Raw genomic sequence first — 26,032 nt, forward strand, 5'->3', positions numbered from 1 at the left:
TTGTGCTGGCGACCATAGCAAGAGTGAACCACCTGATCCCTTCCCGAACTCAGAAGTGAAACCTCTTCGCGCTGATGGTAGTGTGGGGTTACCCATGTGAGAGTAAGTCATCGCCAGCTCATTATTCGAACACCCTCAACTCACGTTGAGGGTGTTTTTTATGGGAGAAAGAAAATATTAAGAAGAAAAGTAGAAAAAGAAAGGAAAATAAAACCATCTGAGGATGGCTTTAATTCAACGGGTATTGGCTACTTTATTAAGCTAGTAAGTCAAAATTAAAGTGCATCTTTTAAGTTTTTTTGGTGCTGTTTGACTTGTTTCGCGTAGCGTTTACCTTGCTTTTTCTTTTTTCGATTACTATTGTAGCCAGTAGGTCCCACATTGTAATAGGCCAAAGCTTTAGGCCATTTACCCGACTGATTTTTATAATGATTTAAAATAAATGTACCACAGTTGATATTGGTATGTTCATGGAATAAATCGCCAGGACAAGTCTGCTGCCAATAACGTGGAATAATTTGTGTGAACCCAACTGCACCTGAAGGTGAAACAGCATAGGCACGATAATTCGATTCTTGTCTAATAACTGCAGCGACAAGCAGAGGATCAACATTATGTTGTTCTGCACTTTGTACAATGATTGGTGCTACACGATTTGCTGTATCAGGATGCACAGCATAAGCCTTTTGGATCCCTGTAGAAAGTTTAGCTGAGCGTTTTGCAAGAGAACCACCTCCTAGTGGAGAGCAAGCTGCTAGCGTTAAAACAGTACAACCAATACTGAATATTTTTATAGATGGATATTTTCTAAAAGTATTAAAAATCATATTAAAACTATATCTGTCATTTTGGCGTATGTGAGTATATATACTGATTTTGAGGTGAGCGATTGACCTAGTCAAGCCATTCACAGATTTGAATTGTATCGTGTCAGCATAATACAGAGGTTTCGTTTTGTTTTATCGAATGATTGGATAAACCAATGGAGTCTGATCTATCCTTAGGTTTTAATAATATGTCAAATTGATGACAAGTTTTTTATTTAATATAAACTATTGGAATAGAACAAATAAACTGCAATTTTAAGATAAAAGTACGTACAATATCGGCTTTTTAGCACTTTGAAAATTGCTTATTGCACAGGGAGTAAGTGTGTTAGAAGTCTTTGTACAATTATGTGGTGGTATTGGCCTATTTTTGATTGGTATGACCATGATGACGGACAGCTTAAAAGATATGGCAGGGGAAACCTTGCGTATTTGGTTGTCTAAGTTCACAGGTTCACCCATTAAAGCTGTGCTTTCAGGCATCGGTTTAACTTTAATTGTACAGTCTTCTATGGCAACAACTTTAGCCACGATTGGTTTTGTTAGTGCGGGGATTCTTACTTTTGCTCAGGCAATTGGTGTCATTATTGGCGCGAATATTGGCACAACCAGTACGGGTTGGATGGTGGCATTTTTAGGTGTTAAATTTTCCATCACCAGTTTTGCATTACCTTTGCTGGGTTTGGGTGCAATGCTCAAATTATTTAGTCAGGGGCGAGTTGCATTATTTGGAATGACATTGGCAGGTTTTAGTCTGATTTTCCTTGGCATTGATATGTTGCAAGTTGCCATGTCAGGTTTTGCTGAACGTGTCGATTTATCAGTATTTTCAAGTAGATCTTTGATTGCCCAACTCAGTTTGGTTTTGGTCGGTATTATCATGACCATTCTGTTGCAATCTTCAAGTGCTGCAATTACCGCGACCTTAGCAGCATTGGCCAGTGGTGCGATTGATTTGCAACAGGCTTTAGGTTTGGTGATTGGACAGAATATTGGTACGGTGGCGACAGCCATTATTGCTGCAATTGGTTCAACTGCAAATGCCAAACGTACTGCAGCGGTTCATGTGATTTTTAACATCATTTCAGCCATTTTTGCTTTTATTATTTTAAAACCGTTATTTCTTGAGCTAACACAAAATCAACGTCTTATGGCAACATGGGACAATGTGGTGATTGTTGCTGCATTTCATACAGCATTCAGTATTTCTGGTACTTTGATTATTTTGCCTTTTATCCGTCAGTTCGAAAAACTGATTATGAAAATTATCCCAGATCAAACTCAATCGGTTTTATGTTATCTCGATCAAGCGAGTTTATCTGTGCCCGCCTTGGCTATTCATGCTGCATCAAAGGTGATTTACCATAGTTTGTATGACGTTTTGGTGATGCTGAAACTGGCTATCCAAGAGGGAAGATTACCTTCAAAAGTACGTTTATTACAGCTAGATGAAGTACTCATTCAAGTCCAACGCTATTTGGAAGAAATGTCGATTTCAGAAAATGAAGCCGATCAACAGCGTTTAATGGCGATGCTTCGTTTGATGGTGTATTTACGTGTTTTACGAAGTGATTTGGAAAATATTACTTTAGCAAAAGAAATACGCACGCAACCTGCAATTTATCAAGTTGGCTTAGATTTTTTACAAATTCTTGATGAACATCTAAAGGAAATGGATGATTTTGATGTGCATAAACACGTGCTAAGTCTAAATACGGAATTATCTAATTTGAAAAAATGGACAGAAGATCAACGTGCCGAAAACCGTGAAAAAGTGTTGCAATATACTGCTGTGAATCAGCTCAATGCTGCGACAGGTTTAGAGTTGTTGGCGGCACAACGCTGGTTGGACCGCGTGATTGCGCATGCACAACGCTTAGCTAACGTGTTGGTTGAAAATTCGCGTAAACCGAGTTGATGATTTTAGGCTATTTTTTCGATAGTTACTTTTATATTTAAAAATGGCCTAAGCGAATTCACTTTTAATCTCAATCAAGCGTATAATTTGAGCATCGTTTTTTACAGTATTTTTTCAATGACTCCAGCAGCTAAACTTTTAAAAGCCAAGAAAATTCAATTTTCTATGCATGAATATGAACATGATCATAATGCTAAAAGTTTTGGTTTAGAAGCTGCGGAGAAGTTAGGCTTAGATGTCACAGAAGTATTTAAAACTTTATTGGTCAGTGATGATAAGCATTATTTTGTGGCGATTTTACCTGTCCATTACCAATTAAATCTTAAAAAAGTTGCGGCTGCTTTTCAGTGTAAAAAAGTACACATGGCTGATCCTAAAGATGCTGAGCGTTTGACAGGTTATTTGGTTGGGGGCATTAGTCCAATTGGGCAGAAGAAACAACTGAAAACAGTGATTGATGCATCCGCTCAACAGCTTGCAACTATGTATGTGAGTGGAGGGAAGCGGGGATTAGATATTGGTTTAACACCAAGCGATTTGGCAAAAGTTTTAAATGCTAATTTTGTAGATATTGTAGATGCATGATATGTTGAACTTTATATTGTTTTGAGTCCAAAGCATACAGATGCTTGTTCTTGTATGAATGTAGCAACTATTCCTATTCGTTTCATCTCAGTGATTCTTGTTCCAAGCGACCATTTAATAACAAAAAAAGTTATCTTTAAGCAATAAATAGGGTAATTAAAAACTCGTATTGATGATTTTTTAACAAACTAAATTTTATGTTATATTAGTGAAAGTTAAGAAATTCTGAGAGGTGCAGTATGGGTAAGCGTCTTAAAGACTACACAATCGAAGATCGAAAAGCTCGTCCAATGTGTCCAGCTAAACCTATTGACTTTGGTGATGATGAGACTACCAATCGCATTATGTTAGATGCTGCTAAACGTGTAATTCGTCGGCATAAAAAAGAACTTATTGCGCTTGCTCACAAATGAGTCTAATGCCCTCAACTTTTGTCGTTGCTGTCTATTTTGATATATCTTTATTACGTTATGAGGCAGTCATTTAGAATGACTAAATTTTCTGCCTTATGACTTAATATCAGCCAAAAACTTGCGAAATCTCTCTCACATCGCAAACATAGACGAATAGTCAGATGAAGTTTACAAAACTTACAAGAGAATAGTTGAATAATAATTACAATAATATATTATAAAAACATATATTGTTTTGGGTGTTCAAAATGCATGATTATCTGCTGGCATTAATCGGTGGTGGATTGCTTGGTCTTGCAGTCGTGGGCTATTTATATGTTCATGGTCGTATTGCAGGCATTAGTGGTTTACTGGCTCAAGTATTAAATCCGCAAACGCTGTTCAAAACGCCTGCATTGTGGTTTGTGTTAGGTATTTTCATTGTGCCTTTTTTCTATGGCATCGTGGCTCAACCTAAAGTTGAATTGAATGCAAGCCCATTGATGATGATTGTGGCGGGATTGTTGGTTGGTTTCGGTACTCGTTTGGGTTCGGGTTGTACCAGTGGACATGGTATTTGTGGCATGAGTCGTTTATCTAAGCGCTCCATTGCAGCAACAGCTACCTTTATGTTAGCTGGCTTTATTACCGTTTATGTTATCCGCCATATCACAGGAGCATTCTAAATGAAAAATTTCTTAGCCTTTGTTTTCGGTGGTATTTTTTCAGCTGGATTGATTCTTTCTGGTATGTCGAATCCTGAAAAAGTTTTAAACTTCCTCGATCTTTTCGGTACATGGGATGCAAGTCTGGCATTTGTTATGATGGGTGCAATTGCGGTTGCCTTTATTCCATTCCAAAGAATTATGCGCCAAGCTGAACCAAAAACCATTTTAAATGAACCAATTGATTTGCCTAAACAAACTCAAATTGACTCTAAACTGATCACAGGTAGTTTTATTTTTGGTATCGGTTGGGGCGTTGCAGGAATTTGTCCAGCGCCAAGTCTAACCTTGATTGGTTTAGGTTATTATCAAGCAATCTATTTCATTGTTGCAATGTTGGTGGGGATTCTCATTCATCGTAAGGTTGCAGGAGCATAAGATGCACGCAGATATTCAGCATTTTTTTGATGAAAATACCAATACATTCAGTTATGTGGTAAGTGATCCTGTAACGCGTCAATGTGCCATTATTGACAGCGTGTTGGATTATGACCCTGCATCTGCGACTACTTCAACAATTCATGCCGATGAAATCATTGCTTACATCCAAAAAAATGAATTAACGGTTGAATGGATTTTAGAAACGCATGTGCATGCCGATCACCTGACAGCTTCTCAATATTTAAAAGAGCAGTTGGGTGGTAAAATTGCCATGAGCCATAAAATTTCGATTGTGCAAGAAACATTTAGTGCTATCTACAACTTGGATATCAAGTATTTCAATTCACATCAATCATTTGATTATCTGTTTGACGATCATGAAACTTTTACGATTGGTGAATTACAAGCCTATAACATCCCTACACCGGGGCATACGCCTGCTTGTTTAAGCTATGTGATCGGTGATGCTGTATTTGTAGGTGATACTTTGTTTATGCCTGATTATGGTACGGCACGTTGTGATTTCCCGAAAGGCAGTGCAGGGCAGTTGTACGATTCTGTGCAAACGCTATACGCATTGCCTGAAGAAACACGAGTGTTCTTATGCCATGATTATCTACCAGAATCACGTGAACAATATGAACATGAAACACTGCTCAAAACTCAAAAAGAGCAGAATATTCATATTCATACAGGGGTAAGCAAAGCTGAATTTATTGAGATGAGAACTCAGCGTGATGCTACTTTAACGATGCCTAAATTGATTCTGCCATCAATTCAAATCAATATGGACGCAGGTAAGTTCCCACAACCTGAGGCCAACGGCATTCGTTATTTGAAGTTGCCTTTGAATTATTTTAAATAAAATTTTAAGAAAAGTTCATCTTGTATGTTATTGCTTAGGCTCACACAAATAGCCTAAGTAATATTATAAGTTTCACCGTAAAAAGCACATATAAAATTTGATTTATAAACTCAAAACTCATTAAATAGATTAATCATTTGTATTCAAGTTTAGAGTCTATTTTATGTTATTAAATTATCAAATCACGCAAAATCAGCCTGAATCTACGTTGCCATCTTTGGTTTTTATTCATGGTTTATTTGGTAGTTTGAGTAATTTAGGCATGCTCGCACGTGCATTTCAAGAACAGCGCACCGTAATTCAATTAGATGTGCGCAATCATGGTAAGTCTGCGCATTGTGATGACATGAATTATGCAGCAATGGCACAAGATATTTTAGAAACACTGAACAGCTTGAATATCAAACAGTTTTCTATGGTTGGGCATTCAATGGGCGGTAAGGTTGCAATGACTTTGGCGCCTTTGGCTGCCGAGCGTTTACAGCAATTGGTTTTATTGGATATCTGTCCTTTTGCTTATCCTGAAAATCGTCACGATCAAATTTTTACAGCCTTGTTTGCTGTGCAAGATGCACAAGTTGAAAGTCGCCAAGCGGCAATGGAAATTATGCGTGAGCATCTTCAAGAAGAAATGGTTGTGCAATTTTTGATGAAGTCATTTAGCAAAGGGCAATGGTTATTTAACTTAAATGCGCTACATGAACATTATGCCGAAATTTTGTCATGGCAGACGGTGCATAGTGATGTCAATACTTTGTTTATTCGTGGCGGTAATTCACCTTATATTGAGTTACCTGAGCATTATGCCGCTATTCAAGCACAGTTTCCTCACGCAAAAGTTGAAACAGTCGCTCATGCAGGGCATTGGTTGCATGCCGAAAAAACAGCAGAGGTATTGGCATTCATGACTGAGTTTTTAGATTAATCTTGTCTAGTATTTTGCATCATTCGATGATCTAAAATGATCTCAGTTTTTAAGTCAATTTTAAACCAATACTTCATTTGGAGTATTGTTTTTTTCTTCACACTGATCTGCATAGATGAACGGTTTAGCTTTTATTCTCAACAATAAAAAAGAGCTGATGTTGAATCATCAGCTCTTCATTTTAAACTTAAGCAACCTTAAATTGCTTATGCTTTTTCTTCTTCATTGCCTGCAAGTTGCTTTAGCAAATGCTTTTCAAGATAGTGAATATCCATTGCTTGTTTGCAGAAGTTTTTATCTTGCAGAATTAAGTCTTTGTGCAAAGGAATGTTGGTTTTAATTCCTGTTAAGATGGTTTCATCCAAGGCTTGACGCATACGCGCAATACTGGTTTCACGATCTTTACCATGCACAATCAGTTTAGCAATCATTGAGTCGTAATACGGCGGAATGCTATAACCTTCGTAGATGTGTGAATCTACACGAACACCTGCACCACCTGGGGCATAGAAGTGTTCAATTTTACCCGGTGAAGGTACGAAGGTGGTTGGGTCTTCTGCGTTAATACGACATTCGATTGCGTGACCACGAATTTCAACCTGATCTTGCTCAATGTCTAAACCTAGACCTGCAGCAATACGCAATTGTTGTTCAATGATGTCAATGCCTGTCACCATTTCAGTTACAGGATGCTCAACCTGAACACGTGTATTCATTTCAATGAAGAAGTATTCATCATCTTCAAATAAGAATTCGAAAGTACCTGCACCACGGTATTGCATTAACTTACATGCATTAACACACGCTTCTAAAATATCGGCACGTGCTTGTTCTGGTAAGTTAGGTGCTGGCGCTTCTTCAAGAACTTTTTGGTGACGACGTTGTAAAGAACAGTCGCGGTCATAAAGGTGAATCGCGTGACCATTACCATCAGCCAATACTTGTACTTCTACGTGACGTGGCTTTTGTAAGAAACGTTCCATATAGACCGTGTCATCACCAAACCACATTTCTGCATCACGTTGAGCCGCTTGAACTGATTCAAGCAGGGTGTCTACGCGCTCTACAATACGCATACCACGACCACCACCACCAGCAGCCGCTTTTACAATGAGCGGGAAACCAATTTCTTTGGCTTCAGCTAAAGCATTGTGTGGTGTAACGGCGTGTGCTGAACCCGGTACAGTTGGTACGCCAGCTTTACGCATTGCAGTAATTGCAGAAACTTTGTTACCCATTAAGCGAATATGCTCAGGGCGTGGACCAATGAAAATGAAACCTGAACTTTCTACAATTTCAGCAAATTCGGCATTTTCAGCAAGGAAACCATAACCAGGGTGAATGGCATCTGCACCTGTAATTTCTGCTGCAGTAATAATTGCAGGAATATTCAGGTAACTTTCACTGCTCGCACCCGGACCAATACACACGGCTTCATCACAAAAGCGTAAGTGCATCAGGTCTTTATCGGCATCTGAATAGATACCCACGGTTTTGATCCCTAAAGTTTTGCAAGCTCGGGTGATGCGCAGGGCAATCTCACCACGGTTTGCAATTAAAACTTTTTGCAACATTGTGAATCCCCGAGGTCTTAAGCGCGGTAGCGGAAGAGTGGTTGACCAAATTGAATCACTTCGCCATTTTTAACTAGAATTTCTTCAATCACGCCACTTTGAGTTGCTTCAATTGGGTTCATGATTTTCATTGCTTCGATAATGCCAAGCGTTTCACCAGCAGAAACAGTTTGACCCACTTTAATAAATGGTGCTTCACCTGGGCTTGGTGCTGCATAGAACACGCCAACCATTGGAGAAGTTTCAACAGCACCACGTGGTGAAGATTTAGGTGCAGATGGTACTTCTGCAGAAGGTGCAGGCATTGCAGGAACTGCTGCCGCTACTACTGGACTGCGACGAGTTAATGCAATCGACTGATCGCCTTCTTTAACTTCAATCGCTTGTAAGTCAGATTCAATCATCAAGTCGATGAGTTTCTTGATTTTACGAATATCCATGGACAGTATTCCTAGTTTAAGATTGTGTAGTAGGTTGAATTTTTTCAAGAACAAAGTCGAGTGCTGCGGCATAGCCTTTTGCGCCTAAACCGCAAATCACACCAATGGCTTTGTCTGATAAATATGAATGATGTCTAAACGCCTCACGTGCATGCACATTCGACAAATGGACTTCAAGAAATGGAATAGCGACCCCTAACAAGGCATCACGTACCGCAACAGAGGTATGCGTTAATGCAGCAGGGTTAATAATGATATATTGTGTGCCATCTAACGCGGCTTGATGAATTCGGTCTACAATTGCGCCTTCCCAATTACTTTGGAAAGTATCTATAGAAATTGATGCTTTTTGCGCTTGTGAAATGAGCTGTTGATTTATATCCTCAAGAGTGAGGTAACCATAAACTTCGGGTTCACGCTTTCCTAGCAAATTTAGATTCGGTCCATGAATAACCAAAATGGTCGAAATCATTCCGCTTGCTCCAATAAATAATTGCAATAATACTTTGCAAGATGTCTGCAAAGTTTGCTAATTATGGCATAAAATTCCACATTTTTTTTGTAATTTGTTTAATTTGACGTAGAAAGCGTGTGCCAAAATGAGGCACTATAATGAAAACTTTGCAGGGAATTCGCAATGTTAAAAAATTACATTTTTAGTTTTTTTTGCTGATTTTTATATTCTAAAACAACTGACCAAATCTATTCATTTGTTTTCTGTAACGACTGATCAAGCGAGTGACTTGAACTGGTTTGATTCGGAATGTCAAAGCCAGAAAACAACCAACATCAATATCGCATTTCTTTATAGCATGATATTTCGTTGCTGTTTATAAAAAATGGCGATTCCATTTTTTCAGTTCATTCAAAGTAGATGACCACACAAACTGCAGTGGATCATCTAATACGTTTTGTGATCATCGTTCAAGTGGTTATGGATTCGATAGAAAGATCATTTCGATAATAAGATATTTTAAAAATTCAACTTTATTTAAATAAAACATGAGCTTAAATGGAATGCTTTGATTGATATATTTATCTATATTTTAGTCTGGAATAGATGCTCCTACGCTGCGTATTATATTTTGAGTGGGGTGCTGTTGGTTTTATGTACACTTTAATTAAGTTGTAGATTGATCACAAGACCAAGCACATGCACGATCTGCACGGATATCTACCTCATTTAAAAATATGACGTGGTATCGAACAAAAAAACGGTGATGAAAGTTTCAGCAATTTTTTTCTAGCCAATGTTCTTCTACTCAATAGCCCGCAGCATCTACATCATAGATAAAATTTTAGAACGCATTGACCTTTTATTTCAAAAATCACCTTAAAAATGGCGTTATCGTAAAGTAGAGCAATATGTTCGGTATTGGCAAAAGTTAAGTGATCTTGTTCTGAATCTTGCTTTATTTGCTGTTAAAGCTCAGAAAAGCTTAATCCGTCTGTTGTTTCTCTGTTGCAGAAGGTGCTGCATCAAAACTGACAATCACTTTTAAACCTTGCGGTTGGTTAGCCTGAAATTGAAGTAGGTAGCCATATTGCTCTAATAATACTTTGACTAGAGTTAGACCTAAGCCATAGCCTTGTTTATGCGCAGATTTACGCCAAAAACGCTGAGTCAGAATGGTAAAATCATCTTCATTCAGGCTTTTGCCTTGGTCTGCAATGATCAATTGCAGGTCTTGCATATAAATTTGAATGTTTGGTGCATCCTCTGCATGCAAATAAGCATTTTGAATCAAGTTTTTCAGTACCATGTGCAACGCAGGCGCTGGAATATTAATGTGTTGTGCTACCAAACTCGCCCAATCAATCTGTAATTTCGCTGATAAATTGGGATATTCCACAGTCAGTTCCGACAAGACTGTTTCTAATACGCTACGCATATCTGCATGGCTATGTGCCGCTTGAATACCTGCTTCAGTTTGACTGAGCAATAACAGTTGTTCCAAAAGTTGTTGATAACGTTGGATGCTGCGTTCTGCGTGTTTTAAATTGTCGATGACTTTGGCTGTATCTTGGGCAGATGCGGTTTGATTCAACATCAATTGGCTCAGTTGCACATGCGTTTTAATAGCCGTTAACGGCGTGCGCAGTTCATGCGCAGCAAATGCACTAAAGTTTTTTTCGTGTTCCAGACTTTTATGTAGGCGTTCAATCAGCATCAATAAGTTATCGACAAAAGGCTGAATTTCTTTAGGAATTTTTTGTGATCTCAGTTCAATTAAATAACGAGAAGCTTCATCTAAAGATTGTTTTTTCTGAATTAAGTGGCGGGTGATGTGATCGAGCGGTAAAAACTCCAGACGGATAATCCACAAAATTAGCAAAATACAAATAATCAAAGTAAGCAGTAAAGGAATCAGTACCGACTGTAAAATTTGTTTAAGTAGGTTTTGCCGTAACTGAATTTTTTCAGCCACCACCACCTGAACTTCACCTTCACGCAGTACATAACTACGCCATTGCAGTCCATTTTCTGTCCATGTGCTGAAACCGACTTGTTGGTTTTTTAAATTTTTCGGTGCGCCTTGAGTGCGTGCAATCACATGCTGTGGTAATGAAACATTGGCACGGAAAATAGAGACTTCACAAGCAATTAAACTATGTAGCAAGGCATTTTCTGATTCGGCATGCAAACTTTCTGTGAGTTGTTCTAGGGGCAGTTGCTGAATCAGGCGGGCGACCATACGGGCTGAGGTAGAAAGTCGTTCATCCAGCGTATTTTGTAAGCGTTGTTCCAAGTCATGGTAGAGCCATGCAAAGACAATCACCCACAGCAAAATAAATGCACAGCTGATGGTCGATACCAAACGCCATTTCAGACTGTAGTTTTTCATGTCAGCAGCTCAGGTTTAAAGATGTAGCCGACACCACGCACCGTTTGAATAAAATCGGGGTGGATTTTATGCCGTAAATGGTAGATATGCACATTTAAGGCATTGCTTTCGATACTGTCTTGAAAGCCATACACTTTATCTATCAGTTCTTCATTTTTTAAGATTTGGTTCGGATGCCGTAAAAAGGTTTCCAATAGGCTATATTCACGGCGTGAAAGCTGAATGTTTTGTGAATGCCAACTGACTTCTTGTGTATCGAGGTTCATGTGTAACTGACCACTTTGCAGTTGGTTCGATGAATAACCACGATGACGGCGGCTTAATGCATATACACGGGCAATCAGTTCATTTAATTCAAAAGGTTTAGTTAGGTAGTCATCTGCTCCTAAGTTGAGCGCCTGTACGCAGTCTTGAGTATGATTCCGCGCGGTTAATACCAATACTGGAATATGAATGGCATCTTTACGCCAGTTTTCGAGTAACTGTAAACCATCTTGGTCAGGCAGACCTAAATCGAGCAGGCACAGATCTACCGCACTATGACGTATGAAGTAATCGGCATTGCGCGCGTTATTCACGTGTTCGACTGAAATACTTAAAAATTCGAGTGCTGCCACAATACTTTGGGCAATATAAGGATCATCTTCCACCAAAACGACGAACATATTTGCTCCTATACCACAGTCAGCCCAATATATGACACATCTCGATCACGCCACAAATTTAGATTAGGCACCTACAATGCTCAAGTTTACAAAGAAAAATCTTTATTAATGTTCTCTTAATCTACACTTACCGATAATACAGTCAGTTTTTTAATTTTTAGTATAAATACATGATTTTTATTCGCGTCATTGCTTATTTTGTGTTGAGTCTGTGTGCGGTGTGGGTCAATGCTGCCAATGAATTTTTAGCGTCCGATCAAGCTTTTAAGTTTCAGGCGACGTCATTGTCTGAACAAACGGTTGAACTGAAATGGGATGTCGCACCGCATTACTACTTATATCACGATCAATTCAAAGTCAGTCAGGCTCAAAAGCCGCTTGCTTTTAAATTGCCTGCAGGGCAGGAAAAAGATGATCCGACTTTCGGGCTGACACGTGTGCATTATGGGCAAGTGACAACACAGATTCAGGTGAAGCCTAATCAGCAATATCAAATTACTTGGCAAGGCTGCGCTGAAGATGGTTTGTGTTATCCCGTACAGCGTAAAACGATTCAAACCGATGCCGATGGTTTATTGCCACAGCATAATTTAAGTGCGGGCAAAGGTAATTTACTTCAGCAACTCAATCAGAATAATCAGGCTGCTTTAAACACTAACTTAAATGATGCAGATAAGCATCAAGCCAATGGTTCTAGTACACAAAAACAAGTTACGACAACTGCAAATACTGTAACGACAAAAGAACTCAAACTTGAACAGCAAACGCTAGAAAACAAAGCACAGCTTGCTGAAAATGCGGTTGCTGTAACACAAGCTGATCCTAAACTTACCCCTGAACCAGTAGAAAACGTTGATTTAGCAAATTCCTTAGAGATTGAAAATACAGATACGGCGTTGACAGACAATACATTCGCTGCATCAGCCAATTCAAGCAATACGGAAACAGCCAGTAGTACGAGTCTGAATCAGCAATGGAACAATGATCAATTTTTCCTGAATTTATTGTCTGAGCAAGGGTTGTTACTGAATGCGTTTATCTTTTTAGGTTTTGGGGTATTACTGGCTTTTTTACCGTGTTCATTGCCGCTGATTCCAATTCTTTCTGGCATTTTGGTGCAGCGCAATACAGGCTATAAAGCGGCAGTAATTGCGATCACCTTTATCGTCAGTATGGCGCTAGTCTATAGCTTGATGGGCGTTGTTGCGTCACACATTGGTTATAGCGTACAGCGTTGGTTCCAAAATCCCGTAGTGATTGCAGTTTTTGCTATGTTGTTTGTGCTCTTTGCTTTAAACCTGTTTGGACTGTATCAGTTGTCATTACCACAAGCAGTGTTACAGCGTTTAGATCGTATTCAGCAATATCAAAAAGGCGGTACTTTATTGGGTGCGGGCGTTATGGGGGTGATTTCTGCACTGATTGTCGGGCCATGTATGAGTGCGCCTTTAGCGGGAGCATTGCTGTACGTCTCACATTTGGATCAAGCAGCATTGGGTGGTTTATATTTGTTCCTGCTCGGTTTAGGTATGGGAATTCCTTTACTTATTGCCAGCGTGTTTGGCGCGAAATATTTGCCAAAGCCAGGTTTGTGGATGGAACGGCTAAAATTTAGCTTTGGTTTTATCATGTTGGCAATGGCTTTGTATTTTGCTCGTCCGCTATTTTCTGTGACTTGGTACTATGTTGCTTTTGCTGTGGTGTTATTTGCCTTCGCTGCATATTTAATTGCAATTTTGCGCCACGTGTTACATCGTCCACAGCGTTTTTCGTTATTGGCTTTGGTGGCAGTAATCGCCAGTAGTGGAATTTGGCATGTCAATCAGAGTATTGCCAGTGTCAATGCGCAGGTACAAGCAGACCAATTACAGCCATGGATCAAAGTACGCACAGAACAAGAGTTGAATGCAGCTTTGGCCGCACATGCTCATCAAAAGATTGTGATTGATGTCTATGCCGATTGGTGTGTGGCGTGTCAGCCGATTGAGCGTGATGTGATTCCTCGTACCGATGTGCAAGATGCTTTAAAGCATGTGGTGCGGATTAAACTCGACTTAACCGAACAGCATCCTTCACAAGATGCCTTATTGAAAAAATGGCAGATTTTAGGGCCGCCAACGTTGTTATTTTTGGCAGATCCACAACGGGAACAACGTGAATTGCGTCTAACAGGTGCTTATAACGCAGCGCAATTGATTCAAAATATTCATCAACTGCAAGAGGCTGCGCCATGATTCAATCCGCAGTCTTGCAGTTAGGCATGTTGATGATTCCATGGCCATTGGTGTTTTTATTGCTAGGACTGATTGTCGTCTTTGCAATGGGTAAATTTTTTCAGCGTCGTTATACATGGAATGCACAGACTTGGACAGGTTATCAGGATGCATTATGGAATGCGCTGTGGATTGGTGCTTTAGTTGGGCGGGCAGTTTTTGTGTTGCAGCATTATGAGCTGTACTTTGCCAACCCGATTGATATTTTAAAAATTCAGGACAAAGGCTTTCATCTGATTGCCGCAGTTATGGCAGGTGTGGCGTGGTTTGTCTGGAAAAATCGCGCTATTCAACGTGTTGTTCTGGCATGGGCAGTTGCGCTCTTTATTACAGTACAAGTTGTAGGTTGGAGTCTTATCCAACCTTTGCAGACGCAGCATGCCTATCCCAATCTAGTATTGCACAACCTAGCGCAACAACCTCAAGATTTAGCTCAATTTTCAGGTCAGCCCACCGTGATTAATCTCTGGGCGACTTGGTGTCCAGTTTGTCACCGTGAAATGCCTGTTATGCAACAAGCACAGCAAGATTTCCCTGAGGTCAATTTTGTATTTGCCAATCAAGGCGAATTTGCAGCAGAGATTCAAGCCTATTTACAGAAACATCGATTTCAGTTTGAACACGTGTTATTAGACCCTGCAGCTCGTTTAGGACAACACTTCAATATGTTCGGTTTGCCAAGTACTTTGTTTTTTAATGCACAAGGAGAATTGGTCGATCATCACATGGGTGAATTGACCAAGCCGATGCTGCAGCATTATCTGAAAAAAATACAAGCGAATCCATAAACGCGCTCTTAACGATTTGAAAGAAAACCCGCCGTGAAGCCAAAATTAAGGACAATCAATATGACATCTAACATCAAAAATAACATGCTGAAACTGGCGATAGGTATGAGTCTTGCCAGTAGTGTGAGTATGCTGCAAGCACAGGACAGCTTAAAACAGCACATTGAAAAAGAAGGTTTTAAGTTTGTGCAGCAAATTCAGGCACCTGCACAAATGACAGGTTGGGCAGGGCATATTGAACAAAGTCCTGCGACAGTGTTTATTTCCAATGATCAGAAATACTATATTGTAGGCACTTTGTTTGATGCACAAGGCAATAATTTAACCGTCGATGCTTTAGACCGTTATGTGAAAAAGTCGGTACTTGAAGATGTGTGGCAAAGTCTGGAACACGCTACTTGGATTCAGGATGGGCAAACCAGTGCTGAAAAAATTGTCTACGTGTTTTCAGACCCGAATTGTCCGTATTGCCATACCTTTTGGAAGCAGGCACGTCCGTGGGTAGAATCTGGCAAAGTTCAGTTAAGACATATTATTGTGGCGGTGATCCGAGCTGAAAGCAAAGGGCAGGCGGCGACTTTATTAATGGCGAAAAACCCACAGCAGACCTTTAATGAGTTCCATCGTCAATACGGACAAAAAAAGCTGATCGAGCAAAAAACTGTGCCTGTACATGTAGAAAAAACCTTAGAACAGAATCAGGCACTGATGGATAAATACGAGTTCTTTGCCACACCTGTTGTGCTTTGGAAAAATAAACAGGGCGAATCAGTCGGTACAAGGAATGCCAAAATCTATGAAAGATGTGTTTGAGTGATTTTAAAAATTTCCGAGCAAATATCTAACTGAATATTCAAATCTAAAGCGCAAAAAAGCTTGCTCTAATTGCATTGGAGCAAGCTTTTTGATGTAAAAGATTCAGTCTTTTATTTCTGAATACGAATCGCAAATTGAATGACGTGGGATTTGCCCTGATGCAGTTTGCCTTCTGAGCGTTCTACATCGCCCACAAAGAAATGAATCAGATGATCGTGTTTAAAATGGCTTAAAAACTCGATAGGATCGTACAGCATTTCTACTGCACGTGGGCCGCCCGTTTTATATTCTAGCTGACGAGTAGAATACAGCTCACCAACAAATAAACCGCCGTTGACCAAAGTTTCGCGCACGCCATTCAATACTTTTTGCTGTGTTTCAGGGTTAAAGTGACCAAATACGCAAATCACGTTGTCATATTGATTCGCTGGCCAATTCACCTGACTTAAATCTTGCTTTCGTGTATTTAGACTTAAACCACGTTGCTGTGCATAGCCTTGGACCTTATCTAAAGCAACTTGCGAGTAGTCCCACAAATCTGCTTCAAATGCTTGCCCATTGGCTTGTGCCAAAGCGGCCAAATATAACAAGTTACGACCTTCACCTTCGGCCAAGCCCAAAGTTTTGCCGTGAATAGACAGTTTTTGCGTAATGTCCTGAATGAACGCATTGGCTTGTTCACCATAAATATGGTCATGTTGGCTGTAGCGTTCATCCCATTCATTATGGATATTTAACATAGTTTCGACTCGGTAAATAATTTGATGCTGTTATTCGGCTGTAGATGGAGAAAACTCTTTAAATGCTGCCACGGCGTTTGCGGCATACATGAGTGATGGGCCACCGCCCATATAAACAGCAATACCTAAAATTTCATTCAATTCTTCAAAAGTCATGCCCATTTTGACCAAAGTTCTGACGTGAAAACCGATACAACCATCACAGCGTTGTGCCACACCAATTGCAAGCGCAATAAACTCTTTGGTTTTGGCATCAATTACGCCGTCTTTCATCGCAACTTGTGATAGGGCATTAAAGCTTTTAAGTAAATCGGGAGATTGTTCTTTAATGGATTTGATATTAGACGAAATTTCAGCAGTGAGTTCGGTATATTTCATGTTGTTTCACCATCAAGCAGATTAGAACCTAAAGACAATATACCATACATTTAAATATATTATGTTTGTATATATTAATTAGCAGCTTTGCTTAAATTCAGTAAATCTGTATTTATAGCATTATCAATTCACCTAAATCACTTTATAATGTTGTCGCATATTCTGGAGTCGCTATTATACCGTTGCGATGACTTCAAACCTCATTTTTAAGTCTTATTCTCCCTCTTGATTCGGCTTATAAATCAATATTTTATAATTTTGTGTCTGAGTAGGCACATACAATAGGTGCCTGCATGGAAATTAAAGTCAATTATTTAGACAACTTGCGTCTTGAAGCTAAATTTGACGATTTTACCGTCATTGCCGATCAGCCCATCCGTTATAAAGGCGATGGTTCTGCGCCAGGCCCATTTGATTATTTCCTTGCGTCATCTGCATTGTGTGCTGCGTATTTCGTGAAGGTTTATTGCCAATCACGTGATATTCCAACCGATAATATCCGCTTATCTCAAAACAATATTGTCGATCCTGAAAACCGTTATAAACAGATTTTTAAAATTCAGGTGGAATTGCCTGCAGATATTTCTGAAAAAGACCGTCAGGGGATTTTACGTTCTATTGACCGTTGTACCGTAAAGAAAGTCGTGCAAACAGGCCCTGAGTTTGTGATTGAGCAAGTCGAAAGCATTGATGCCGATGCACAAGCTTTGCTGATGCCGAACTTGACTTCATCTCAAGCGACTTTTATTGCTGGTAAAGATTTACCGCTTGAAGAAACTATTGCCAATATGTCGGGTATTTTGGCAGGTTTGGGCATGAAAATTGAGATTGCCTCATGGCGTAATATCGTGCCAAATGTCTGGTCATTACATATTCGTGATGCGCAATCGCCAATGTGTTTTACCAATGGTAAAGGCGCAACCAAAGAAAGTGCATTAGCATCTGCTTTGGGTGAATTCATTGAACGTTTGAACTGTAACTTCTTCTATAACGATCAGTTCTGGGGTGAAGAGATTGCCAATGCCGAATTTGTGCATTATCCAAATGAAAAATGGTTTAAGCCTGGCCCAAATGGTGAATTGCCTAAAGAAATTTTAGATGAATATTGCTTAGAAATTTATGATCCTGAAGATGAGTTGCTGGGCACACATCTATATGACACCAACTCGGGTAATACTGAGCGTGGTATTTGTTCATTGCCATTTGTGCGTCAATCCGATGGTGAAACGGTATATTTCCCATCAAATTTAATTGAAAACTTATATTTAAGTAACGGGATGAGTGCAGGCAACACGCTGGCAGAAGCGCAAGTACAGTGTTTATCTGAAATTTTTGAACGTGCAGTGAAGCGTGAAATTATTCAGGAAGAAATGAGTCTGCCTGATGTACCGCAAGAAATTTTGGCAAAATATCCAAGCATTGTGGCAGGTATTCAGGCTTTAGAAGAACAAGGTTTTCCAGTATTGGTGAAAGATGCGTCTTTAGGCGGTCAATTCCCTGTCATGTGTGTGACCTTAATGAACCCACGCACAGGCGGTGTCTTTGCGTCATTTGGTGCGCATCCAAACTTTAAAGTCGCTTTAGAGCGTAGCTTAACTGAGTTATTGCAAGGGCGTAGTTTTGAAGGTTTAAATGATTTACCTCAGCCGACCTTTAGCACGAATGCGGTAACTGAGCCGAATAACTATGTTGAACACTTTATTGATTCAAGTGGTGTAGTGTCTTGGCGTTTCTTTAGTGCGCAGGCAGACCATGAATTTGTAGAGTGGGATTTCACCAACAATGGTCAATATAGCAATGTCGAAGAAGCTGAGGCTTTATTTGCGATTTTAGAAGAAATGGGCAAAGAATCCTATATGGCGATTTATGAACATTTAGGTGCAACTGCTTGCCGAATATTAGTCCCTGATTATTCAGAAGTGTATTTGGTAGAAGACCTGATTTGGGATAATACCAATAAAGCTTTGCTGTACCGTGAAGACATTTTAAATCTGCACCGTTTGGATGATGTACAACTTGAAGCTTTAGTTGAGCGTTTGGAAGAATGTGAGCTAGATGACTATACCGAAATCAAAACCTTAATTGGCATTGAATTTGATGACAATACCGTTTGGGGGCAGCTCACTATCCTCGAATTAAAATTGTTGATTTATTTGGCATTAGAACAGTTTGAAGAAGCAAAAGATTTAGTCGAAGCATTCTTACAATACAACACAAATACCGTAGAACGTGGCTTGTTCTATCAATGTATGAATGTCGTGCTTGAAGTTATTTTAGATGATGAAATGGATATTGCCGATTATGAGGTCAATTTCCGCCGTATGTTTGGCAATGAACGTATGGATGCAGTCATGGGTTCTGTTGAAGGCACAGTACGTTTCTATGGTCTAACCGAAACCAATATGCAGCTTGAAGGTTTAGATCGTCATTTACGTTTAATCGACAGCTACAAAAAACTGCATAAAGCACGTGCCAAGTTTGTTGGGCTGAATAAAGACTAATCTTGCAGAAGTAGAACGCTGTTCTGATTTGAATCACCGTCCAAGAAAAAGACTCGGCTTTAAAAGTCCGAGTCAGGTATTATGGCAACAACATGGTGTTGCATTTCAAATGCTATCTAAGATTTGCTGTTGCTATAGGAAAGGCAAAATAATAACCCTCGTTGTTGAGGGCTATTTCATTTAAGCGAGATGGTCACGAACAAATTGAGGATCTAAAATAAACAATTTAATCAGTGATTGAGCTGCTCCTGAAGGTCTTCTAACACCTTGCTCCCAAGATTCCAATGTACGTTTAGAGATACCTAAAATTTTAGCAAATTGATCTTGAGTGAGTTCAGACTTTCTTCGTGCTAAAGCAACATCTGTTTCATTGATCACAGTTTTTCTTGCTGCGTTATTAGCAAGCATTTGTTTAACGCCTTCTAATAATTCAACATTTAAGTCTCGTTTTGCTTCTCGAGCTTCCAATTCTTTGTCACTTAATAAACGACTCATTTCAGTAACTCCGCTAATTGTCTAAGTGTCTTTTTCTCAAGTTGGGTAATTGTGTCTTTACTATATAAGGTCAATAACCAAATTTCGCCATTTGCTAAACGGTTGTAATAAATTACACGAACACCACCTTGTTTACCTTTACTCTTTCCACCCCATCGAATTTTACGAACGCCGCCAGTACCAGGTTCTACATCTCCTGCTGTAGGGTTCTCGGCAATGAAAATTTTAAAGTCATTGTATTGTTCTTCAGTCCAATAGTAGGGATATTCATTGGTAAAAAAAGTAGTCTCACAGATGGTATACATCAAACACCTTTATACTACTTTGTAGTGTTTAATTGTATACTACTTTGTAGTACTTTTAAGCATTAAATTAGGTCTCATATTGTGAGCTTTTTTAGCCCAATCAAATCACTGCTAATCACCAAGCGCCAATAAACCTTCCCAGCTAAAATAATTCGGGCTTAAATGGCTGCGCTGCATCGCCCAAGTTCGATCTTGCAATTTACATGCTCCAATGGCGAGTTTTTGCACACCAAATTTATTTTTCACGGTATCCAACACTTGCTGTAATTGTTCCTGTTTTTCAATGGCGTCAGTATCTGTAAGCAGGTCGTGAATATAGCTTTGTTTGGGTTCAAGTCCCGTTAAAATCACACCACATTTTTTAAAGGCAATTCCTTCCTGAAATAGCGTTGTCACATGCTTCATCATGGCTTTGTTCATGAGCAAAGCAGAATCTGTTGGCTCATTGAAAGCAATAGTGACCGATTGATTGTAAAAAACTTGGCGCGGATCAAAACGGTTAGATTGCGCAAAAATGATCATACAACCACATAAACTTTTTTCAGCTCTGAGCCTTTGCACAGCAGATTGTAAATAATCGCTCAAAGCTTCTGAAAGCGCATGAATATCTGTTACACGCTGCCCAAAAGAACGTGAGCTGATGATTTGCTGCTTACTTACGGTATTGTGCTCCAGTTCAATACATGCTGTACCTGTGAGTTCAAGAATGGTTTTTTTCATCAAAATAGAAAATTGGCGCTCCATTTGGTCTGGATTGCTTGTTGCTAGATCAAATACAGAACGGATACCCAATGATTGTAATTTTTTAGCGTTTTTGCGTCCCACACCCCAGACTTCAGCGGCATCAATGTGTTGAAACAAGGCTTCTTTGCTGCATAAATCCATATCCAGTAAATTACATACGCCGTTGAAATAGCGGTTTCGCTTAGCAAGATGATTGGCTAGTTTAGCTTCAGTTTTACTTTGACCAATACCAACACAAACAGGAAGAGCCAGCCATTTCCACAAGGTTGTTTTAATTTCCTGTGCAAGTGCGTTTAAATCGCGCTGAGAATATGAACTCAACTCAATAAAAGTTTCATCAATCGAATAAATTTCAACATCTTTGGCACTGACAAATTCTTGAATAATATTATTAAAACGTCTGGACATTTCTGCATAGAGCGCATAATTACTTGAAAAGACCGCAACATCATGTTGTTGAATTAATTCTTGAACTTGGTAAAAGGGCACAGCCATTTTAATGCCAAGTCGTTTGGCTTCTTCGGAACGTGACACCACGCAGCCATCGTTATTGGAAAGCACCACCACAGGACGATGATTCAGGTGTGGTTGAAACAACCGCTCACAGCTCACATAACAATTATTAATGTCAATGAGCGCAAAAACTTGCTCTAAAGCTTTCATGACTATTCTACTTATTCGGCTTTTTTATGCGTTATTGTGGGTTTAAACCATCAGGTTTTTTAAATTCCACGTGACCACGGCAAACACTTCAAAAGTTTGCCCATCTTTCAGGTAAATGCTGTCGTAGTCGGGACTTTCTGCTTTAAGCCAAGCTTCAGGCAAAGTGGCAGGGTCATAGTCTTCACCAAAATGTTCGGCCAATTCACTTTTGGACATTTTGGCTGTAATCATCAAGCGTTTAATAGTCAGGTCTTTTTGGTCAATTAATGCGACCACAATACTGCGGTGTTTGGCTTCTTTGCTGCGATCTACCAGTACAATATCGCCGTATTCAAGCCCAGCATTCACCATAGAGGTGGTGCGTACCACATTTAAAAAGGTCGCATTTTCATTGGAAATGAGATATTCATTCAGATCAATATTTTTATCAATATAGTCTTGAGCAGGCGAAGGAAAACCTGCAGGAATGGATTCTATTGTTACGGGAAGATGCAGTGTTTTTCTTTTAGAAAGTGCTTGAAAATCATGCTGATTCAGCAATTCAATTTGTTCAAGCAGGGCATTAAGGCTAGGGCTGGGTTTACCATCGCTGCCCATGATTTTTTGTAATGACGCCCAAGCAGCGTCAGAGAAGTAAATAGGTAACTTCTTAGACATGAGATTACTCCTACGCAACGAGGCGTGTTTGAAGTGAAATTTGATGTGTTGATAGCATAGCTGAAAACATGATTAAGATTCAATCTACGTGGATAATTGATTGCTAGATATAGATCACACTCTACGATTGCATAGCTATACAAACACAAGCCTTTCCGTTAGGATTTTTCTATCGCAGCAGCATATTTAGAGATTGGCATGCATATTGTTGAAGACATTTATTTAACGAAAGAAGAAGTTGAATCTTTACTGTTGGGATTAATTAATTCACAACTTGAACCTGAGTTTTTAATGCAGGATTTCATTAAACATCAGGTTTGGTCTTTGGCTGAATATTTTAAGCAAAATACTGAACATGAAATTGACTTTGCGCAAATCAGTTGCCCGATTAAAGTCAAAGCAGAATATCAAAATCATCGTTTGAAACGTCATTTCCTGGTTGAATTTCATCTGACCACCACACCTTTTTTTAATTATGAGCCAGAAGAAAATAGCGTGGCTTACTCCTACATGATGAAAGATTTTTATCTGACCGATATTATTTTTTATGATGCCTATACGGGTGAAAATTTGCAGGCTTGGATGCAAAGAAGATTCGTGATTTTGCAGGGTGAACGTGAAATAGAAGTGAATTCATTGTCATGGTATGCAGATTACAATTTACCGCAAGTTACGCAAAATATGGTGTCTTTTGTGAGTGAAGCCGCTTATGACACGGGTTTAGATCAGATTGTAGATGAAGTCAATTTACGTTTACGACAAGCCAAAACAGTTAATTAAATAGATAATATTCATCTAAAAAATGGTTGTTTGAGATGGATGATGGGGAATATACGATTACACAATACTGATCAAGTTAAGGAATATCTAAAATGACCACAATCACACATGATTTAGGTCATGGCATGGGGAATGACTGGGAACATAAAGATTGGGCACATCTGACTGTCTCAGAATTACACAACCTGCAACCGTATTACCCATGTTTGCAAGGGAATATTCAAATTTTGTGGTGCAGTCCGCGCCCATTTTCATCTGCCGCAGTGATTGAAGTCACGCAGGATGCAGCCAGTACAGATAAAATAGGAAGTCGCTCGTATTTCATTAAACGCAGTCATCGTTCATTTCGTAATGCGCAAGATATTTTGCAAGAGCATGCTTTTTTGCGACATTTAGCCAGTAAAAACATTCCTGTTGCGACATTAATTGCCTCGAATTGCGGACTGACCGCTTTAGAAATGGGCGACTGGACTTATGAAGTCTACGAAAAAGCAGCAGGTTTTGACTTATATGTCGATCAGCAATCTTGGACGCCGTTTTTCTATACAGAACATGCTGCAAAAGTGGGAAGTTTGCTTGCCAAATTGCATGTCGCCATGCAGGATTTTCCTGAGTTACATGGCAGATCGGCGCGATATTTAGTATCAAATCAGCAGCTTTTAGAAAGTGAAAATATTGTAACGGCTATTCAGCAACGTATTCAAAATAGCCCTGAATTGAGCCGTTATTTTGCCGATAAAAACTTAGACGCCGTTTTTTTAGAGCGTGTATCTCAGACGCATCATAAAATTAAGCATATATTGCAGCAGACCACTAAAATTTGGACGCATAATGATTTGCATGCTTCCAATCTGTTTTGGTCTGCGCAAAGTGCCGATGCCAATATTACAGCGGTAATTGATTTTGGCTTATCAGATCGAAATTCAGCGCTTTATGACCTTGCGGTCACGATTGAGCGTAACTTTATAGATTGGCTGGCTTTAGAACATACATCACAAATCAATATTGACGAAGCGGGTTTAAGCGCGTTTTTACAAGCGTATTTTGCAGAGATACATCCACAACAAGACTTTAGCATTTTGCCCGAATTGCTAAAAATTGTGCATTTGGATTTCGCATTTTCAGAGCTTGAATATTTTGTCGGAATTACCCAAAACCTGAAACATGCCGATGCTGCTTATTATGATTGGATTGTTGGGCATGTAAATTGGTTTTTTGCAGAGCAAGGACAGCAATTTACCCAGACTTTTACTCGATTAATTCAACGCGAATTGTCATAATCTGCACAGCTAAATGCAGGGTGCTGTCTTTAGATATCTTATTTAACATAATATAGATTATACGCAATTGAATTGTAACTCCAAAATAGAAATGTCCGGTTTCTCCAAAGTAAAAATGTCCGCTTTTAGAATACGCACTTTTGCGATTTTCTTAGCGGACGGTTTGTTATGTTGGTATCTATGTCGGATAAAGAACTTAAAAGATTGTCGGTCTTGCAGGAAATCTGTGATCAACGCATAACCCAGTCCCAGGCTGCTCAGTTATTACATATCTCAGAACGTCAGATCAGACGCTTATTGCAAAAATATAAAGCTCAAGGTCCTGCTGCATTAGCACATGCTGCTCGTGGTTTCGGTCCCACTTTAGCACATGAAAAGCTGACTACCATTCATGGATTTGATATTTCGGTAGAAACCCTGCGTTCTTGGATGATTGCAGCCAATTTATGGATTCCTCGTCATAAACGTCTGAAACGCCCGTATCAGCCTCGTTATAATCGAGACTGTTATGGTGAATTGGTCCAAATCGATGGCTCACATAATGACTGGTTTGAAGGACGAGCACCTAAGTGCTGTTTGCTGGTATTTATCGATGATGCAACTGGTAAATTGCAGCATTTACGCTTCTGTGAATCAGAATCAGCCTTTGACTATATGATTTCAACACGCCTGTATGTCGAACAGCATGGTAAACCTTTAGCATTTTACAGTGATAAGCACTCAGTTTTTAGAGTCAATCAAAGCAGCAAGAAAGACACCAAGATTACGCAATTTGGACGCGTACTCAGTAGTCTCACTATTGATATTATTTTCGCCAACTCGCCACAGGCTAAAGGTCGTGTGGAACGCGCCAACAGAACTCTGCAGGATCGCCTGATCAAGGAAATGCGTTTGGAAGGCATCTGCTCAATTACCGAGGCCAATGCTTGGCTGCCCTGCTTCATTGAGCAGTTCAATCAGAAGTTTGCCAAGTGTGCGAGAAACTCGAAGAACTTGCATCGGCCATTAAGCGAATCTGATCTTGAACTGGATGATATTTTTACCTGGCAGGAACCGCGTAAGGTCACCAAGAATCTGACCCTGAGCTATGACAAGTGTATTTATATGCTTGAGCCAACACCACTGAACCACAAACTTGTTGGGCAATACATAACATTTTTAGAGTATCCAGATGGTACTGTGGCCATCATGCACGAAGGACGGAAGATCAACTACAGTATTTTCAATAAACTGGCTAGACTGCAGCAGAATGAAGTAGTTGAGAATAAAAGATTAGGTGCGGTTCTGGCCCATATCCAGCAACAACATGAAGAGTTGGAAAAACAAAATAAAAGTTCCCGTGCCAAGAAAAGTATGCCGAGTCGTAAAGCTCAGAAAGTTGTTATTGAACAAAGAAATTTAAATCCTGTTCTTGACTCTTGCAGTTAAAAACAGGACATTTTAAATGGTTTATCGCATAGACATTTTAA

General features: G+C 39.5%; 25 protein-coding genes, 1 rRNA gene and 1 pseudogene. 15 read left to right on the top strand and 12 right to left on the bottom strand.

Features of this window, described 5'->3' with window-relative positions:
• Positions 1-4 precede the first annotated feature (4 nt).
• A 5S ribosomal RNA gene (rrf, locus tag FTV41_RS10995) occupies positions 5-119 on the top strand.
• A gap of 156 nt (positions 120-275) precedes the next feature.
• Here the strand turns inward: rrf and FTV41_RS11000 are convergent.
• On the bottom strand, positions 276-827 hold the full coding sequence (locus FTV41_RS11000; RefSeq protein WP_179991597.1) for a lytic transglycosylase domain-containing protein: 552 nt from the start codon (positions 825-827) through the stop codon (positions 276-278).
• 325 nt (positions 828-1,152) lie between these two features.
• Between FTV41_RS11000 and FTV41_RS11005 the strand changes: the two genes are divergently transcribed.
• The 7 genes from FTV41_RS11005 to FTV41_RS11035 all read left to right on the top strand — a co-directional run bounded on the left by FTV41_RS11005 (position 1,153) and on the right by FTV41_RS11035 (position 6,618).
• Positions 1,153-2,745 carry a Na/Pi symporter gene (locus FTV41_RS11005; RefSeq protein WP_179996554.1) on the top strand — a complete coding sequence of 531 codons (1,593 nt, stop codon included), beginning with the start codon at positions 1,153-1,155 and terminating at the stop codon, positions 2,743-2,745.
• Between the two features lie 117 nt (positions 2,746-2,862).
• Positions 2,863-3,330: a Cys-tRNA(Pro) deacylase gene (gene ybaK, locus FTV41_RS11010; protein WP_004973860.1), complete on the top strand. Its 468-nt coding sequence runs from the start codon at positions 2,863-2,865 to the stop codon at positions 3,328-3,330.
• A gap of 239 nt (positions 3,331-3,569) precedes the next feature.
• Entirely contained in the window at positions 3,570-3,743 is a 174-nt protein-coding gene (locus tag FTV41_RS11015) for a hypothetical protein (RefSeq protein WP_004973856.1), read from the top strand.
• A gap of 248 nt (positions 3,744-3,991) precedes the next feature.
• Positions 3,992-4,408: a YeeE/YedE family protein gene (locus tag FTV41_RS11020; protein WP_004973854.1), complete on the top strand. Its 417-nt coding sequence runs from the start codon at positions 3,992-3,994 to the stop codon at positions 4,406-4,408.
• The gene (locus tag FTV41_RS11025; protein ID WP_004973852.1) at positions 4,409-4,825 is read left to right on the top strand and encodes a DUF6691 family protein; all 417 of its coding nucleotides are present in this window, start codon (positions 4,409-4,411) and stop codon (positions 4,823-4,825) included.
• A gap of 1 nt (position 4,826) precedes the next feature.
• Entirely contained in the window at positions 4,827-5,693 is an 867-nt protein-coding gene (locus FTV41_RS11030) for an MBL fold metallo-hydrolase (RefSeq protein ID WP_004973849.1), read from the top strand.
• A 163-nt stretch (positions 5,694-5,856) separates the two neighbouring features.
• Positions 5,857-6,618: an alpha/beta fold hydrolase gene (locus FTV41_RS11035; protein WP_179996555.1), complete on the top strand. Its 762-nt coding sequence runs from the start codon at positions 5,857-5,859 to the stop codon at positions 6,616-6,618.
• 206 nt (positions 6,619-6,824) lie between these two features.
• Here FTV41_RS11035 and accC read toward each other — a convergent pair whose 3' ends face one another.
• From accC to FTV41_RS11060, 5 genes are all read right to left on the bottom strand, one after another.
• Positions 6,825-8,192 (bottom strand): acetyl-CoA carboxylase biotin carboxylase subunit, encoded by a 1,368-nt coding sequence (gene accC / locus FTV41_RS11040; RefSeq protein WP_004973841.1) that lies wholly within the window; start codon positions 8,190-8,192, stop codon positions 6,825-6,827.
• A gap of 17 nt (positions 8,193-8,209) precedes the next feature.
• A complete protein-coding gene (gene accB, locus FTV41_RS11045; protein ID WP_004973838.1) occupies positions 8,210-8,632 on the bottom strand; it encodes an acetyl-CoA carboxylase biotin carboxyl carrier protein in 423 nt (140 codons plus the stop codon).
• 16 nt (positions 8,633-8,648) lie between these two features.
• On the bottom strand, positions 8,649-9,104 hold the full coding sequence (gene aroQ / locus FTV41_RS11050; protein ID WP_179994446.1) for a type II 3-dehydroquinate dehydratase: 456 nt from the start codon (positions 9,102-9,104) through the stop codon (positions 8,649-8,651).
• A 967-nt stretch (positions 9,105-10,071) separates the two neighbouring features.
• Complete coding sequence (locus tag FTV41_RS11055) at positions 10,072-11,478, bottom strand: ATP-binding protein (protein WP_178319304.1); 1,407 nt, start codon at positions 11,476-11,478, stop codon at positions 10,072-10,074.
• Positions 11,475-12,143: a response regulator transcription factor gene (locus FTV41_RS11060; RefSeq protein ID WP_096902342.1), complete on the bottom strand. Its 669-nt coding sequence runs from the start codon at positions 12,141-12,143 to the stop codon at positions 11,475-11,477. The genes FTV41_RS11055 and FTV41_RS11060 overlap by 4 nt, the downstream gene beginning before the upstream one ends.
• A 170-nt stretch (positions 12,144-12,313) precedes the next feature.
• Between FTV41_RS11060 and dsbD the strand changes: the two genes are divergently transcribed.
• From dsbD to dsbG, 3 genes and pseudogenes are all read left to right on the top strand, one after another.
• Positions 12,314-14,377, top strand: a complete 2,064-nt coding sequence (gene dsbD, locus FTV41_RS11065) for a protein-disulfide reductase DsbD (RefSeq protein WP_179996556.1) — start codon at positions 12,314-12,316, stop codon at positions 14,375-14,377.
• Positions 14,374-15,204 (top strand): TlpA disulfide reductase family protein, encoded by an 831-nt coding sequence (locus FTV41_RS11070; protein WP_104851946.1) that lies wholly within the window; start codon positions 14,374-14,376, stop codon positions 15,202-15,204. Before dsbD ends, FTV41_RS11070 begins: the two co-directional genes overlap by 4 nt.
• Positions 15,205-15,264: 60 nt before the next feature.
• Positions 15,265-16,021: pseudogene (gene dsbG / locus FTV41_RS11075) on the top strand (thiol:disulfide interchange protein DsbG).
• A 109-nt stretch (positions 16,022-16,130) separates the two neighbouring features.
• Here dsbG and FTV41_RS11080 read toward each other — a convergent pair.
• Both FTV41_RS11080 and FTV41_RS11085 read right to left on the bottom strand, forming a co-directional pair.
• Complete coding sequence (locus FTV41_RS11080; protein ID WP_179996557.1) at positions 16,131-16,760, bottom strand: class I SAM-dependent methyltransferase; 630 nt, start codon at positions 16,758-16,760, stop codon at positions 16,131-16,133.
• Between the two features lie 30 nt (positions 16,761-16,790).
• Entirely contained in the window at positions 16,791-17,138 is a 348-nt protein-coding gene (locus FTV41_RS11085) for a carboxymuconolactone decarboxylase family protein (RefSeq protein ID WP_004973824.1), read from the bottom strand.
• Positions 17,139-17,431: 293 nt separating this feature from the next.
• Here FTV41_RS11085 and FTV41_RS11090 point away from each other — a divergent pair, with 293 nt between their 5' ends.
• A complete protein-coding gene (locus tag FTV41_RS11090; RefSeq protein ID WP_179996558.1) occupies positions 17,432-19,639 on the top strand; it encodes an OsmC domain/YcaO domain-containing protein in 2,208 nt (735 codons plus the stop codon).
• Between the two features lie 180 nt (positions 19,640-19,819).
• On the opposite strand, the gene FTV41_RS11095 is transcribed toward FTV41_RS11090, so the two are convergent.
• From FTV41_RS11095 to FTV41_RS11110, 4 genes are all read right to left on the bottom strand, one after another.
• Positions 19,820-20,134, bottom strand: a complete 315-nt coding sequence (locus FTV41_RS11095) for a DNA-binding transcriptional regulator (protein ID WP_004973819.1) — start codon at positions 20,132-20,134, stop codon at positions 19,820-19,822.
• Positions 20,131-20,439 carry a transcriptional regulator gene (locus FTV41_RS11100; protein ID WP_096902348.1) on the bottom strand — a complete coding sequence of 103 codons (309 nt, stop codon included), beginning with the start codon at positions 20,437-20,439 and terminating at the stop codon, positions 20,131-20,133. Before FTV41_RS11100 ends, FTV41_RS11095 begins: the two co-directional genes overlap by 4 nt.
• Before the next feature lie 111 nt (positions 20,440-20,550).
• Positions 20,551-21,846, bottom strand: coding sequence for a Y-family DNA polymerase (locus FTV41_RS11105; RefSeq protein WP_167846009.1), 1,296 nt, complete (start codon positions 21,844-21,846; stop codon positions 20,551-20,553).
• A 42-nt stretch (positions 21,847-21,888) separates the two neighbouring features.
• Positions 21,889-22,503 (bottom strand): LexA family transcriptional regulator, encoded by a 615-nt coding sequence (locus tag FTV41_RS11110; RefSeq protein ID WP_131261983.1) that lies wholly within the window; start codon positions 22,501-22,503, stop codon positions 21,889-21,891.
• A gap of 198 nt (positions 22,504-22,701) precedes the next feature.
• Between FTV41_RS11110 and FTV41_RS11115 the strand changes: the two genes are divergently transcribed.
• From FTV41_RS11115 to FTV41_RS11125, 3 genes are all read left to right on the top strand, one after another.
• Positions 22,702-23,283 carry a hypothetical protein gene (locus FTV41_RS11115; protein WP_096902351.1) on the top strand — a complete coding sequence of 194 codons (582 nt, stop codon included), beginning with the start codon at positions 22,702-22,704 and terminating at the stop codon, positions 23,281-23,283.
• 92 nt (positions 23,284-23,375) lie between these two features.
• Positions 23,376-24,563: a phosphotransferase enzyme family protein gene (locus tag FTV41_RS11120; protein WP_179996559.1), complete on the top strand. Its 1,188-nt coding sequence runs from the start codon at positions 23,376-23,378 to the stop codon at positions 24,561-24,563.
• A gap of 180 nt (positions 24,564-24,743) precedes the next feature.
• The gene (locus FTV41_RS11125) at positions 24,744-25,991 is read left to right on the top strand and encodes an ISNCY family transposase (protein ID WP_179996560.1); all 1,248 of its coding nucleotides are present in this window, start codon (positions 24,744-24,746) and stop codon (positions 25,989-25,991) included.
• Positions 25,992-26,032 lie beyond the last annotated feature (41 nt).

Source organism: Acinetobacter sp. YH16051 (assembly GCF_013417135.1).
Classification (GTDB): Bacteria; Pseudomonadota; Gammaproteobacteria; order Pseudomonadales; family Moraxellaceae; genus Acinetobacter; species Acinetobacter towneri.

Excerpts from the sequence above, each read along its gene's own strand:
- FTV41_RS11030 (WP_004973849.1), top strand. The coding sequence starts at position 4,827 with ATGCACGCAGATATTCAGCATTTTTTTGATGAAAATACCAATACATTC.
- accC (WP_004973841.1), bottom strand. The coding sequence starts at position 8,192 with ATGTTGCAAAAAGTTTTAATTGCAAACCGTGGTGAGATTGCCCTGCGC.
- dsbD (WP_179996556.1), top strand. The coding sequence starts at position 12,314 with ATGATTTTTATTCGCGTCATTGCTTATTTTGTGTTGAGTCTGTGTGCG.
- ybaK (WP_004973860.1), top strand. The coding sequence starts at position 2,863 with ATGACTCCAGCAGCTAAACTTTTAAAAGCCAAGAAAATTCAATTTTCT.
- aroQ (WP_179994446.1), bottom strand. The coding sequence starts at position 9,104 with ATGATTTCGACCATTTTGGTTATTCATGGACCGAATCTAAATTTGCTA.
- FTV41_RS11035 (WP_179996555.1), top strand. The coding sequence starts at position 5,857 with ATGTTATTAAATTATCAAATCACGCAAAATCAGCCTGAATCTACGTTG.
- FTV41_RS11085 (WP_004973824.1), bottom strand. The coding sequence starts at position 17,138 with ATGAAATATACCGAACTCACTGCTGAAATTTCGTCTAATATCAAATCC.
- FTV41_RS11000 (WP_179991597.1), bottom strand. The coding sequence starts at position 827 with ATGATTTTTAATACTTTTAGAAAATATCCATCTATAAAAATATTCAGT.
- FTV41_RS11070 (WP_104851946.1), top strand. The coding sequence starts at position 14,374 with ATGATTCAATCCGCAGTCTTGCAGTTAGGCATGTTGATGATTCCATGG.
- FTV41_RS11090 (WP_179996558.1), top strand. The coding sequence starts at position 17,432 with ATGGAAATTAAAGTCAATTATTTAGACAACTTGCGTCTTGAAGCTAAA.
- FTV41_RS11060 (WP_096902342.1), bottom strand. The coding sequence starts at position 12,143 with ATGTTCGTCGTTTTGGTGGAAGATGATCCTTATATTGCCCAAAGTATT.
- FTV41_RS11080 (WP_179996557.1), bottom strand. The coding sequence starts at position 16,760 with ATGTTAAATATCCATAATGAATGGGATGAACGCTACAGCCAACATGAC.
- FTV41_RS11100 (WP_096902348.1), bottom strand. The coding sequence starts at position 20,439 with ATGTATACCATCTGTGAGACTACTTTTTTTACCAATGAATATCCCTAC.
- FTV41_RS11120 (WP_179996559.1), top strand. The coding sequence starts at position 23,376 with ATGACCACAATCACACATGATTTAGGTCATGGCATGGGGAATGACTGG.
- FTV41_RS11110 (WP_131261983.1), bottom strand. The coding sequence starts at position 22,503 with ATGTCTAAGAAGTTACCTATTTACTTCTCTGACGCTGCTTGGGCGTCA.
- FTV41_RS11055 (WP_178319304.1), bottom strand. The coding sequence starts at position 11,478 with ATGAAAAACTACAGTCTGAAATGGCGTTTGGTATCGACCATCAGCTGT.
- FTV41_RS11095 (WP_004973819.1), bottom strand. The coding sequence starts at position 20,134 with ATGAGTCGTTTATTAAGTGACAAAGAATTGGAAGCTCGAGAAGCAAAA.
- FTV41_RS11025 (WP_004973852.1), top strand. The coding sequence starts at position 4,409 with ATGAAAAATTTCTTAGCCTTTGTTTTCGGTGGTATTTTTTCAGCTGGA.
- accB (WP_004973838.1), bottom strand. The coding sequence starts at position 8,632 with ATGGATATTCGTAAAATCAAGAAACTCATCGACTTGATGATTGAATCT.
- FTV41_RS11020 (WP_004973854.1), top strand. The coding sequence starts at position 3,992 with ATGCATGATTATCTGCTGGCATTAATCGGTGGTGGATTGCTTGGTCTT.
- FTV41_RS11125 (WP_179996560.1), top strand. The coding sequence starts at position 24,744 with ATGTCGGATAAAGAACTTAAAAGATTGTCGGTCTTGCAGGAAATCTGT.
- FTV41_RS11115 (WP_096902351.1), top strand. The coding sequence starts at position 22,702 with ATGCATATTGTTGAAGACATTTATTTAACGAAAGAAGAAGTTGAATCT.
- FTV41_RS11105 (WP_167846009.1), bottom strand. The coding sequence starts at position 21,846 with ATGAAAGCTTTAGAGCAAGTTTTTGCGCTCATTGACATTAATAATTGT.
- FTV41_RS11015 (WP_004973856.1), top strand. The coding sequence starts at position 3,570 with ATGGGTAAGCGTCTTAAAGACTACACAATCGAAGATCGAAAAGCTCGT.